This window comes from Streptomyces sp. NPDC090127, assembly GCF_044746945.1.
In the GTDB taxonomy this organism is placed as follows: domain Bacteria; phylum Actinomycetota; class Actinomycetes; order Streptomycetales; family Streptomycetaceae; genus Streptomyces.
In genome coordinates, this window is the sequence record NZ_JBIVDE010000002.1 from 617,112 (window position 1) to 629,716 (window position 12,605).

Consider the following 12,605-nt stretch of genomic DNA (forward strand, 5'->3'; position numbering starts at 1 on the left):
CGCGGGGAAGACGTGCATGCATGACGACATCGGATCAGCACCACGATCAGGAACAAGCCCCCGTCCTGGAGGCGCTGGAGCGCTATCACCGGGCAGGGGAGGTGGGGTTCACACCGCCGGGGCACAAGCAGGCGCGAGGAGCGGACCCGGCCGTCCGCCGGGTGCTCGGCGACGCGGTGTTCCACGCCGACGTACTGGCCAGTGGCGGCCTGGACGACCGAAGGACGCGCGGGAAGGTCCTCGAGCGCGCCGAGCGTCTGATGGCCGAGGCGGTCCACGCCGAGCACACCTTCTTCTCGACCTGCGGCAGCTCGCTGTCGGTCAAGGCCGCGATGCTGACGGTCGCCGCGCCGCACGAGAAGCTGCTGATCGGCCGGGACGCCCACAAGTCGGTCGTGGCGGGGTTGATCCTCTGCGGGATCGAACCGGTCTGGGTCGAGCCGGCCTGGGACCGCGAGCGGCACCTCGCCCACGCGCCCACGGCAGAGGCGTACGAGCAGGCCTTCCGTGACCACCCCGACGCCCGGGGCGCGCTGGTCACGAGCCCGACCCCGTACGGCTCGGCGGCCGAACTGGCCGCCATCGCCGAGGTGTGCCACCGCCGGGGCAGGCCGCTCGTGGTCGACGAGGCCTGGGGCGCCCACCTGCCGTTCCACCCGGACCTGCCCACCTGGGCGATGGACGCGGGAGCGGACGTCTGCGTCACCAGCATCCACAAGATGGGCAGCGGCCTGGAGCAGGGGTCGGTCTTCCATCTGCGCGGCGGACTGATCGACCCCGCCGATCTGGCCTCCCGTGCCGACCTGCTGGGGACGACGAGCCCGTCCGTCCTGTTGTACGCGGGTATCGACGGCTGGCGCCGCCAGATGGTCAGGGACGGCAAGAATCTTCTCGCCGGGGCCTTGGACCTCGCCGCGCGTGTCCGTGGCGAGATCGAGCGGATCGACGGGCTGCACGTCAACGACGCGGTGGACTTCTGCGGCCCGGGACTCGCTTACGAGTTCGACCCGCTGCCGGTGGTCATCGACCTGTCGGACCTCGCGATCACCGGCTACGACGCCGCCGACTGGCTCCGCGAGAACCACCACATCGACATGCACCTCTTCGATCACCGAAGGCTCAGCGCCCAGCTGACGCACGCGGACGACGACGACACGGCCGGCCTTCTGCTGACGGCCCTCAAGGACCTGGCGAGCCACGCACCCCGGCTGCGACCCGCCCCGCAGGTGAGCGTCCCCGCCCCGGAGAACCTCCGCATGGAGCAGGCGCAACTCCCCCGCGACGCCTACTTCGCCCGTACCGAGGACGTCCCCCTGGAATCGGCCGCCGGCCGGATCGCGGCGGAGATGGTGACGCCCTACCCGCCCGGCATCCCGGTCGTCCTCCCCGGAGAACGCCTCACCGAGCCGGTCCTGCGCTACCTCCGCACAGGAGTCGACGCGGGAATGAACCTGCCCGACGCCGCGGACTCCGACCTGCGCACCGTGCGGGTCGTCGCCGACAACGACCCGCGCTGAACGGCCCGTACGCGACGGCGAGCGGACTCACGCCGGCGGGGCGCTTGCGCCGCGGCGTCCGGGGTACCCGCGCGGCACCAGGCAGAAACGGAGGCCACCACATGGGTGGGGAGCACCAGGACGGCTCGGAGTACCGGCGCGCCGCCGACTACGTGGCCGCCGCGCTGATCTTCCTGCGGGACAACGTGCTGCTGCGCGAGCCGCTGCGGCCGGAGCACATCAAACCGCGCCTACTGGGCCACTGGGGGTCGTGCCCCGGGATCACCATGGTGTACGCGGCGCTCAACACGCTCGTCCGCGAGCGGGACACCGACGTGCTCCTGGTGACCGGGCCCGGTCACGGCGCGCCCGCCAACCACGCCAACCTCTGGCTGGAGGGCACCCATGAGGAGTACGACCCCGCCCTCGCCCGGAACACGGCGGGGCTGACCGAGCTGGCCCGCCGCTACTGCGCCCCCGACGGCTTCCCGAGCCATCTGTCCCCGTCGGTGCCGGGCACGATCCACGAGGGCGGCGAGCTCGGCTACGCGCTGGCCACCGCCTTCGGTGCCGCGCTGGACGCCCCCGAGCGGCTGGTGGCCTGCATCGTCGGCGACGGCGAGGCCGAGACCGGCCCCACCGCGGCCGCGTGGCACTCGCCGAAGTTCCTCGATCCCGTGACCTGCGGGGCCGTGCTGCCCGTTCTGCATCTGAACGGCTACAAGATCTCCTCGCCCACCCTCTTCGCCACCATGTCCGACGAGGAACTGATCCACCTGTTCCGCGGCTACGGCTGGGATCCACGGATCGTGGACGTGACCGGCCGCCCGGCCGGCGACCCGGTGGCCGACGCCGTCCGCGAGGCGCACGCGGCCGTCCGCGCCATCCAGTCGGCCGCCAGGGCCGGTCGGCCGGCCGCCCGCCCGGCCTGGCCGATGATCGTGCTGCGGAGCCTGAAGGGCCAGGGTGCGCCCGAGCAGGTCGGCGGGCAGCCGCTGGAAGGCACCTTCCACGCCCACCAGGTTCCGCTGGCGGACGTACGCGAGGACCCCGAGCAACTGGCCGCCCTGGAGAACTGGCTGCGCTCCTACCGGCCCGAGGCGCTCTTCGACGAGGACGGCCGGCCCGGCGCGGAGGTACTGGCCGCCGTGCCCGACGGCAAGCGCCGGATCGGGATGCAGCCCGCCGCGGACGGCGGCCGGCTGCGCGAGCCGCTGGACCTGCCCGATCTCGCGCCGTACACGGTCGAACTGCCGGACGGGCCGGGCGCGCACCGCGCGAGCCCCACCAAGGTGCTCGCCGCATGGCTTGCCGAGCTCATGCGCAGGACCGAGACCCGGCGGGACTTCCGGATCGTCTCACCGGACGAGCTGGCTTCGAACAAGCTCGACGCCGTACTCGCGACGAGCAAGCGCGCCTACGTGTGGCCGGTCGAGGAGTACGCCGAGGACCTCGCGCGGGACGGGCGGGTCATGGAGGTCCTTTCGGAGCACAACTGCCAGGGCTGGCTCCAGGGCTATCTGCAGACGGGGCGTCACGGGCTGTTCCCCACCTACGAGGCCTTCGCGTCCGTCGTCGACAGCATGGTCAACCAGTACGGCAAGTGGCTGAAGATGTCCCACGAGGTGCCGTGGCGGGCCCCGGTCAGCAGCATGACGTATCTCCTGACCAGCGAGGGCTGGCGCCAGGAACACAACGGCTACAGCCACCAGGGCCCGGGTTTCATCAACAACCTGCTCACCAAGAAGAGCACCGTCACCGGTGTCTACCTGCCGCCCGACGCCAACACGCTGCTGGTCACCATGGAGCGTCTGCTGGACGAGACGGGCAAGGTCAACGTCGTGGTCGCGGGCAAGCAGCCCGCCGCCCAGTGGCTCGGGCCGGACGACGCCCGCCGCCACTGCGAGGCCGGGGCATCGGTGTGGCGCTGGGCGTCCCACGACCACGGCGAGGACGCCGAGGTCGTCCTGGCCTGCGCCGGCGGCATCCCCACCGTCGAGACCCTGGCCGCCGCCGACATGCTGCGGCGCGACCTGCCCGACGCGCGGGTCCGCGTCGTCAACATCGTCGACCTGTGCGCGCTCGCCACCCCCGAGCGCCATCCTCACGGCATGCACGAAGCCACCTTCGCCGAGCTGTTCGGCCACGACACACCGGTCGTGCTCGACTTCCACGGCTACCCGTCCGCTGTGCACCAGTTGCTGCACGGCCGCCCCGACCCGAGCCGCTTCCACGTCCGCGGGTACGTCGAGGAGGGCACCACCACGACGCCGTACGACCTGCTCATCAGCAACGGCACGTCGCGACACGACCTGGCCGTCACCGCCCTCGGTCACCTGCGCGGCCGTCCGGCCGAGACCGGCGACCTCGCGGCGCACTACGTCCGGAGCCGTGACGAGATCCGGCGCGAACTGCGCCGTACCGGCGTCGACCCGGCCTCGGTCACCGACTGGCGATGGGAGGCGTGAGGTCCGTCGCCCGCTCGGGAGTGTCCGGAAAGTTCGGCCGTCCGCCCGCCGAGCCAGGCCAGACCTTCCGGACAAGACACCCCCTAGGGTCGGGCGCGACGAGGCCGGTCCGAGCGGGTCTCCCGGTGCGCCGTCCTTCGAGCGCTCACCCGGTCACGGCGACCACGGGGCCGCGAGGATCCAGCTGCTGTCGGCGGAGAGGGCCTGGGGGCGGTCGTGGTGGTCACCGGTTCCGCCGCCGGAGGCGATGAAGACCTCGGACGCGTAGTGGCGGAGGTAGGAGCCCGGGATGTTGATCGACTCGAAGGTGACTCCCGTACCGCCCATCCCGGGCCGGGCGCAGAAGGTGGCGTCGGCGCGGAACAGTGCCGAGCCGTCGTCGGGTGACGTGCGCACGCGGCTGTCGGCGTGCCGCAGGAACCGCCCGGGGTAATTCACCGATTCGAAGGAGTAGCAGGAGGAGTCCGCGAGGCCCCGGCGCACGGTGTACGTCGCGTCCTGCTTGAGCAGGCCGCTGCTGCCGGAGTCGACGATCTCCGTGAAGGCCAGGCTGTCGGCGTGCCGCAGGTACCGGTCGGTGTGCCCCCACGTGGTCACGCGCAACGACTGCCGCCTGTCGGTGGGCAGCAGCACGGAACTGCGCCACAGCGCGGGCTGGTCCACGTTCCAGGTGGCGTCGGCGGCGAAGGACGCCGGGGTGTCCCAGGCGTTCGGGCCACCGCTGCGGGCGAGGTACACGCCGTCGGCGTAGTGCCGCAGGTAATGGCCGGGGTGGTTGAGGGACTCGAAGGACACGCCGCCGGCGGCGAGGCCGGGGCGGCCGCACCAGGTGGCGTCCCCGGCGAAGGTGCCCCCGGTGTCCGCGTCGACCCGCACCCGGCCGGCGGCGTGCCGTAGATGGCGGCCGGGCTGGTTGACCGACTCGAAGGAGTAGCAGCGCGGGTCGGCGAGACCGGCGACCGTGCGGTACGAGCCGTCCTGACGTGCGCCGTCGGCGGAGGCCGGTGTCAGCACGTCAGTGCGGGCCTCGGAGTTCGCGTGCCGCAGATAGCGGTCGGTGTGACCGGCTGTGGTCACCTTGAACGACCGGACATGCCCGAGACGGAGGGGGACGGCGGCGTTGAGGTTGCGCGAGGCGGCGACGAGGCCTGCGTGGGCCCGGCGCAGCTGGTCGGTGTCGACCTTCTGCACCCGCCGGTCGTAGGTGAGCAGACCGTTGTACTCGCCCTCCACGTCGGTGATCTCGGTGTAGACGTACGCGGAGAGGCCCTTGGTGCCCATCAGTTGCTGTACGTCGCGGACCATGCCGGTGTAGCGGTCGTTCAGCTGCTCGCGGCTGGACACCTGCTCGTAGGCGAAGAACTGACCGTTCGGGCTGTACTCGTGGCCGGGCGTGCGCAGTCCGATGCCGCCGAACTCGCCGAGGACGGAGACGCGGGTGGCGGAGGGGCGTGGTGCGTCGGGTCCGGTGTAGACGTGCCAGTCGATGATGTCACCGGTGCCCGGATCGCCCTTGGATGCGCAGCAGTTGTAGCCGCTGTGGGCGTTCATCAGGCGGGTCGGATCGTGGTTCTCCAGATCGGTGGTGACCCGCCGGGTCGCGGCGAGATCCCACTCTCCCCAGCCCTCGTTGAACGGGACGTAGGTGACGACGGCCGGGGAGAAGCGGTGCTCGTCGATGATCTCGCGGGCCTCGGTCTCCAGTTGCGCGATCTGCGCGGCGGTGCGGTCGGCGTCGAACGCGGGTGTGGACGGGATGTCCTGCCACACCAGGAGTCCGAGCCGGTCGGCGTGGTGGTACCAGCGTGCGGGCTCCACCTTGATGTGCTTGCGCACCATGTTGAAGCCGAGGTCCTTGTGCTTCCGCAGGTCGAAGGCGAGGGCCTCGTCGGTGGGTGCGGTGTAGAGGCCGTCCGGCCAGAAACCCTGGTCGAGGGTGCCGATCTGGAAGACGAACTCGCCGTTCAGAGTGGGGCGCATGACCCCGTCGACCAGCTTCTTGCCGATCTCGCGCATGCCGAAGTAGCTGGTGACACTGTCGACGGCGGCGCCGGAGGCGCTGCGCAGGGTGACCCTCAGGTCGTACAGGAACGGGTCGTCGGGCGACCACCGGCGGGCGTCGGGCACCGGCACGGAGAATTCGGTGAGACCGCCGGTGGCGCGGCCCACGACGGTCGATCCGGAGACCGCCTCGGCGAGCACGGTGTGGCCGGAGACGTCGCCGCGGGTGAAGACCCGGATCCGCGCGGTGTCGGTCGACAGGTCCGGCGTGATGTCGACGGAGTAGATCGACGACGTGGGGGTGGGCTCCAGCCAGACCGTCTGCCAGATGCCCGAGGTGGGCGTGTAGAAGATGCCGCCGGGGTTGTTGACCTGCTTGCCGACCGGCTGCTTCTCGCCGCGGCCGTCGGTCGGGTCGTAGACGCGCACGATCAGCTCGTTCGTGCCGCCGTTGAGCTGCGGTGTGACGTCGACCTCGAACCGGTCGTAGCCGCCCTTGTGCGTGGTGACCTGGGTGCCGTTGACCCAGACGGTGGCCTCGTGGTCGACGGCGCCGAAGTGCAGCTGCACCCGTCTGCCGTTCCAGCTCTGCGGAACGGTGAAGGTCCGCTTGTAGAACATCAGGTCGCGGTTGTCGTTGCGCATGATCCCGGAGAGTGCGGACTCCACCGGGTAGGGCACGAGGATGCGCTCCGGCAGGGTCTGCCCGACGGGTGGGGCGGCGTTGCGGTTGACGTTGCCCACGCTGTCGGTCGGCGGGTTGAGGAACTGCCACTCTCCGTTGAGGTTCTGCCAGTCCGGCCGCGTCAGCTGCGGGCGCGGGTACTCCGGCAGGGGGGCCGTGGTGGACACCTGGCTGGTCCACGGAGTGGTCAAGGGGGGCGGCTTGGGGGTGACGGCGGCGGCGGTGCCGGTGAGGCCGGTGAGGAGAAGGCCTCCGGCCATCAGACACAGCCCCGTGAGAACGGCGATGATGCGTCGCATGGAACTCCTCCGGGCAGGACGGCGCACGGAGTCCGGCGCACCGCGCGGCCGTCGGCCATGACAGCGGGCGGGATTCCGAACGGGGTGGAGCGAGCGAAGTGCCCGGAAGGTAACACGAAACATGTTCCAACGGAATCACTCAGGAACACTCAACTACCGCACACATAAGCTCACTTGGTGGGCTCGCCGACGCGCATCGGCGGTGGTCCGGGCGGGCGGGTGGTCGGCCGGTCCTCGGGCGGGTGATCGGCCGGTCGGCGGGCGGCCCTGGCCTGGAGTGCGGGTGTGCCGTCGTACAGCATCGGCAGGTGGAGATCCAGTCGGGACCGCACCGGGTGGTCTCGCTGGTGACCGCGAGTCCGTCGAGGAGCTCGGCCTCGCCGTGGGCGTCACCGTCACCGCGAGGGTGAAGTCGACGAACGTCCATGTCGACCGGCCCTGACGCACCACGTCAGCGGCAGAGGAGCGCGGCCCGCAGGTCGGCCTTGTGGTCGAGGCGGGAGAGGTCGCGTCCGGTGAGGGCTTCGACGCGCTGGATGCGGTAGTGGACGGTGTTCACGTGCAGGTGCAGGGCTTCGGCGGTCCGCGACCACGAGCAGTTGTGGGCGAGGAAGACCTCGAGCGTCCGCAGCAGCATGGGGTGCGCGGCCCGTCCGGCGTCCAGGAGCGGACCCAGCGTGCGGGTGGCGTACGCCGCCCTCACGTCGTCCGGGACCCCCGCGAGGAGTGACTCCAGGTCGGAGAGGTCCTCGACGGCCCCCACACGGGCGGTCCGCGGGGCCGTGGCCCGGGCCGCGGCGCCTGCGTAGCGCGCCTGCCCGAGGGCCGCGCCCAGGCCCGAGGGGGTGGGTGAGAGGCCGCTGACGCCGGCATGCAGCGCGGTGTCCGGCCGGCAGTGGTGGACCAGGGGCCACACCTCCCCCAACCGGCCCTGGAGATCGTCGTCGCCGGCGCTCTCGACGACGGCGATCGCCTCGCCGCCCGCCCCCTGTCCGACCGCGAACGACGCCGAGGGCAGGTGGCTCAGCGCCTCGGTGAGGGCGTCGTCGGCCGCCCGGTTCGCACCGGCGTCCATGGTGGCGACGACGACGCGGTAGGGCCCTTGTACGGAGAGGCCGCATGCGCGCAGGGCGTTCTCCACGGCGTTCGCCTCCGATGTCGCGGCGCCGGTGACGGCGACGAGACGGTCCCGCGCCTGCCGCCAGGCCGCCTCCTTGCGATCGATCTGGTGCCGGTACTGGGCCATGACGTCGGCGATCTCGTGCAGGACGCGCGGCGGAGCGGCGTCGGCCTCCGGGAGGTGGAGGTGCCACGCGTCGTAGTCGGTGCCCTCGGCCTGGACGCGCAGCGTGGTGCCGGAACTGCCGTGCAGGCTCTGTGCGGCCAGGGGCGCCGGGAGCGGTGCGGCGGTGCTGGTGCGGGCGACGGTGCGTCCGCTGCTGGTGAGGAGGTGGCAGGGGGGTGTGCCGAGGTGGGCGAAGGCGCGATCCAGCAGCTCGGCCGGGGCCGTGCCGCGCTCGAGGAGCCGGCCGAGCTCGGCCCGTACGTTCTCCGGCAGCGCGTAGTGGGGCGCCGGGAGCCGACTGAGGTCTCCCCACTGTCGTAGATAGACCGCGTCGGTGATCGCGCGGAAGCTGGTCTGCGCGGGTACCGCGAGCAGGGCGACCCGGTGCTCGCGGCAGGCGTCGAGCAGTTCGTCGGGGACCGTGCCGTGCGTCTCCTCGCCGGCGAGGAGGGCGGCCGCGCCGACGGACCGCAGCGCGGAGACGAAGCGCTCGGTCTTGCCCGGATCGGCGTCGGGGCTCCACCACACGAGTCCGCTCAGGACGATCTCGCCCGGCTGGAGAAACCGGCTGGGGTCCTCCAGATCCGTGGCGGTGACCCCGCTGATCTCCTGGCCGAGCAACGCCTTGTCCCCCCAGACAAGAGCGAGGTTCAGGCGATCCAGCTGGAGGAGATCTTCGACGTGCACGGGGTGACTCCTTGCGCGGCTGCGGCGGCGGTCCGCATCTCGCATTCACGAGGCTGCTGCGAGACAGGACACCGCACATGCGTCTGGCTTTCCAGAGAAACCCTCTTGGTTGATGCTCCAGTACACGGTCGGCCGAGATGGAGGTTCCCCGTCGGACTCATGGGGCCGGTCCGAGTCCATGAGACGTTCCTCCAAGGAGAGTTGCATCTGCTATGGATAATCACCTCTAGAGTTGCAGATGCCAGGCCTATGGCCCTAGCGTGTGGCGCATGCAGTCCTACACCATCGGCCAGGCCGCGCGTCTGCTCGGCGTCAGTCCCGACACCGCGCGCCGCTGGGCCGACGCCGGCCGCGTCGCGACCCATCGCGACGAGAGCGGCCGTCGCCTCATCGACGGCCAGGCCCTGGCGGCCTTCTCCATCGAAGTCGCCCAGAGCGGCAACGACGAGGACGCGTCCTACACCTCGGCGCGCAACGCCTTCCCCGGCATCGTCACCGCGATCAAGCTCGGTGACGTCGCCGCCCAGGTCGAGATCCAGGCGGGCCCGCACCGGCTCGTCTCGCTGCTCACCCGGGAGGCCGTGGAGGAGCTGGGACTGGAAGTCGGCATGCAGGCCACCGCCCGTGTGAAGTCGACCAGCGTGCACATCGACCGCACCTGAACCCTCGATCCACCCGAACGGCGTCGCCCGTCACCGACGCGGCTCATCACCACCCGCACGGACGGCACCAGCCGACCACGTCCCCAGGGAGTCGCACCCTCATGTCCTTCGCCATCACCAGACGCCGCGCCGCCGCGGCCGCGCTGACCGCCGCACTCCTCGTCCCGCTCGCCGCCTGCGGCGACGACGCCTCCACGAACGAGGGCGGCGACCGCAAGGCCACCGCTTCCGCCGGTGGCGCGCCGAAGGCCGACCTCACGGTGCTGGCCGCCGCGTCCCTGACCAACGTCTTCAAGACCGCGGGCGCCGCCTACGAGAAGGCGAACCCGGGCACGAAGATCACGTTCTCCTTCGCGGGCTCCCAGGAGCTCGTCGCCCAGGTCACCCAGGGCTCGCCCGCCGACGCGATCGTCACCGCCGACACCAAGAGCATGGACAAGGTGAAGGCCGACACGAGCACCCCGACGATCATCGCCAAGAACCGGCTCGTCATCGCCACCGGCGAGGGCAACCCGCACAAGATCGACGATCTGAAGGACCTCGCGGACACCAAGCTCAAGATCGTGCTCGCCGCGCCCGAGGTACCGGCCGGCAAGTACAGCAAGCAGGTCCTCGACGCCCAGAAGATCACGGTCAAGCCGGTCTCCCAGGAGCCGAACGTCCGCGCCGTCCTGAGCAAGGTCGAGCTCGGCGAGGCGGACGCCGGACTCGTCTACAAGACGGACGCCGCGACGGCCGCGGACAAGGTCGACGCCGTCGAGATCCCCGACGCCCAGAACGCGATCGCCCAGTACCCGGCCGCCACGCTCAAGGACTCCAAGAACGCCGAGGCCGCCGCCGCGTTCGTCGCCTGGCTGTCCTCGCCCGAGGGGCAGAAGATCCTCCAGGACGCCGGCTTCCAGAAGCCGTAGTCCCGGCCGATCGTCGTCAGGGGCCGTTCCGAGGGGCGGCGGCCCGTTCCGCGGAGCGGCCGTCCCTTCCGAGGAGCGGCCGCCCGTTCCCAGGAACGGTCGTCCGTTCCCAGGAGCGGGCCGCCGCCCCTCATTCCTCCCTCGCCCCGATCCCCCAGGACCTTTCGATGAAGCACATCCGCGGTCGCGCGCCCGGCCCCCGCACTCCGGTCACGTTGGCGGTTCCCGCGCTGCTGGCCGTGGTCTTCCTGGTCCTGCCGCTCCTCGGCATTCTCGTGCGGACCCCGTGGGGCGAGCTCGCCGACCATCTCAGCAGTCCGGGAACCGTCGAGGCGCTCCGGCTCTCGCTGGTGGTCTCCTTCTGGTCCCTCGGCCTGTCCCTGGTCCTGGGCGTGCCGCTGGCCTGGCTGCTGGCCCGGGTGCCCTTCCCCGGCAAGGCGTTCGTCCGCTCCCTCGTGCTGCTGCCGATGGTGCTGCCGCCCACCGTCGGCGGCGTGGCGCTGCTCCTCGCCTTCGGCCGCCGCGGCCTGCTCGGCCCCTGGCTGGAGTCCACCTTCGGCATCACCTTCCCCTTCCACACCTCAGGAGCCGTCCTCGCCGCGACCTTCGTCGCCATGCCCTTCCTCGTCATCAGCCTCGAAGGCGCGCTCGGCGGACTCCGCCCGCGGTACGAGGAGACGGCCGCGTCCCTGGGAGCCTCGCCCGTGCGGGTGTTCTTCACCGTGACCCTGCCCATGGTGGCCCCCGGCCTCGTCGCCGGCGCGGCCCTGACCTGGGCACGGGCGCTCGGCGAGTTCGGTGCCACCATCACCTTCGCGGGCAACCTCCCCGGCACCACCCAGACCCTGCCCCTCCAGGTCTATCTGCTGCTCCAGGACGGGCCGGAAGCCGCGACGTCGGTGTCCCTGCTGTTGCTCGCCATCGCCATGCTCGTCCTCATCGCGCTCCGCGGCCGCTGGACCGGCTCCCCCGCCGCCCGTCCGGACGACGCCAGGCGCCCGGCGGACGAGGCCGAACCGGTCGCCGTCCCGACCGCGGAGTCCGGCGACGCCCCGCACGCGACGGCGCGGGAACGCTGGTCCCTGCACGCCGACGTCACCGGCTTCAACACCCTCACCCTGGACGCCGGACCCGGCACCACCATCGCCGTCGTCGGCCCCAACGGCGCGGGCAAGACCACCCTGCTCCGCGCCCTCCTCGGCCTCACCCCCCGCGCCCACGCCGAACTCCGGCTCGGCGACACGGACGTCACGCCGCTCCCCCCGCATCGCAGGGGCGTCGCCTGGGTCCCGCAGGACGGTGCCCTCTTCCCGCACATGAGCGCGCTGGCCAACACCGCGTTCGGGCTGCGCGCGCACGGCGTCCCGCGCGCGGAGGCACGGCGCAGCGCCCAGGAGTGGCTGGACCGGCTCGGCGTCGGCCACCTCGCCCAGCGCAAGCCTGCCCAGGTCTCCGGTGGCCAGGCCCAACGGGTCGCGCTAGCCCGGGCGTTGGCCGCCCGCCCCCGGCTCCTGCTGCTCGACGAACCTCTCGCGGCCCTCGACCAGACCACCCGCGCCCACGTCCGGCACACCCTGCGGCGCCATCTCGACAGCTTCGGCGGTGTGTGTCTCATCGTCACGCACGACCCCGTCGAGGCGGTGGCACTCGCCGACCGGGTCCTCGTCCTCGACGACGGGCGGGCGCTGCAGGACGCGCCGCCCGCGGACGTGTCCCGTCACCCCCGCTCCCCCTGGGTGGCGCGGATGCTCGGCCGCAACGCCTGGCCCGGCACCGCGACCGCCGACGGCCTCCACCTCACGGGCGGTGGCACGCTCGTCGTCGCGGACCCGCTCCCGGCCGGCGCCGACGCGCTCGCGATCATCGCGCCGGAAGCCGTCTCGGTCCACCGCGACAAGCCCAGCGGCAGTCCCCGCAACGTCTGGCCCGGCACCGTACGCGAGATCACCACCAGCGGAAGCCGGCTGCGTGTCCTGATCACGTCGGAGCGAGCGCCGGACCTCATCGCCGAGATCACCCCGCAGGCCGCCGCCGAACTCGGCCTCGCCGACGGGATCGCCGTCTGGACCAGCGTGAAGGCGACCGAAGCGACCGTGGTGGCCCTCTGAGCC

The 12,605-nt window shown here is 71.9% G+C and carries 7 protein-coding genes and 2 pseudogenes; 6 read left to right on the plus strand and 3 right to left on the minus strand.

What is annotated here, in order from left to right; translation table 11 throughout:
* Positions 1-20: 20 nt before the first annotated feature.
* Positions 21-1,517 (plus strand): aminotransferase class I/II-fold pyridoxal phosphate-dependent enzyme, encoded by a 1,497-nt coding sequence (locus tag ACIPPS_RS08420; RefSeq protein WP_401428416.1) that lies wholly within the window; start codon positions 21-23, stop codon positions 1,515-1,517.
* A 101-nt stretch (positions 1,518-1,618) separates the two neighbouring features.
* A complete protein-coding gene (locus tag ACIPPS_RS08425; protein ID WP_401428418.1) occupies positions 1,619-3,964 on the plus strand; it encodes a phosphoketolase in 2,346 nt (781 codons plus the stop codon).
* A 153-nt stretch (positions 3,965-4,117) separates the two neighbouring features.
* On the opposite strand, the gene ACIPPS_RS08430 is transcribed toward ACIPPS_RS08425, so the two are convergent.
* Together ACIPPS_RS08430 and ACIPPS_RS08435 are read right to left on the minus strand one after the other, a co-directional pair.
* Complete coding sequence (locus ACIPPS_RS08430; protein ID WP_401429539.1) at positions 4,118-4,627, minus strand: AbfB domain-containing protein; 510 nt, start codon at positions 4,625-4,627, stop codon at positions 4,118-4,120.
* Positions 4,616-6,949, minus strand: a pseudogene (locus ACIPPS_RS08435) (AbfB domain-containing protein); the annotation flags it as partial. The gene ACIPPS_RS08430 and the pseudogene ACIPPS_RS08435, both read right to left, overlap by 12 nt.
* Positions 6,950-7,083: 134 nt before the next feature.
* Between ACIPPS_RS08435 and ACIPPS_RS08440 the strand changes: the two are divergent.
* Positions 7,084-7,391, plus strand: a pseudogene (locus ACIPPS_RS08440) (TOBE domain-containing protein).
* 9 nt (positions 7,392-7,400) lie between these two features.
* On the opposite strand, the gene ACIPPS_RS08445 reads toward ACIPPS_RS08440, so the two are convergent.
* A complete protein-coding gene (locus ACIPPS_RS08445) occupies positions 7,401-8,921 on the minus strand; it encodes a PucR family transcriptional regulator (RefSeq protein ID WP_401428420.1) in 1,521 nt (506 codons plus the stop codon).
* A 269-nt stretch (positions 8,922-9,190) separates the two neighbouring features.
* On the opposite strand from ACIPPS_RS08445, the gene ACIPPS_RS08450 reads away from it, so the two are divergent.
* The 3 genes from ACIPPS_RS08450 to ACIPPS_RS08460 all read left to right on the plus strand — a co-directional run bounded on the left by ACIPPS_RS08450 (position 9,191) and on the right by ACIPPS_RS08460 (position 12,602).
* Positions 9,191-9,583 (plus strand): molybdopterin-binding protein, encoded by a 393-nt coding sequence (locus tag ACIPPS_RS08450; protein ID WP_401428422.1) that lies wholly within the window; start codon positions 9,191-9,193, stop codon positions 9,581-9,583.
* Positions 9,584-9,684: 101 nt separating this feature from the next.
* A complete protein-coding gene (modA, locus tag ACIPPS_RS08455) occupies positions 9,685-10,494 on the plus strand; it encodes a molybdate ABC transporter substrate-binding protein (RefSeq protein ID WP_401428424.1) in 810 nt (269 codons plus the stop codon).
* A 167-nt stretch (positions 10,495-10,661) separates the two neighbouring features.
* Positions 10,662-12,602, plus strand: a complete 1,941-nt coding sequence (locus tag ACIPPS_RS08460; RefSeq protein ID WP_401428426.1) for an ABC transporter permease — start codon at positions 10,662-10,664, stop codon at positions 12,600-12,602.
* The last annotated feature ends 3 nt before the right edge of the window (positions 12,603-12,605 follow it).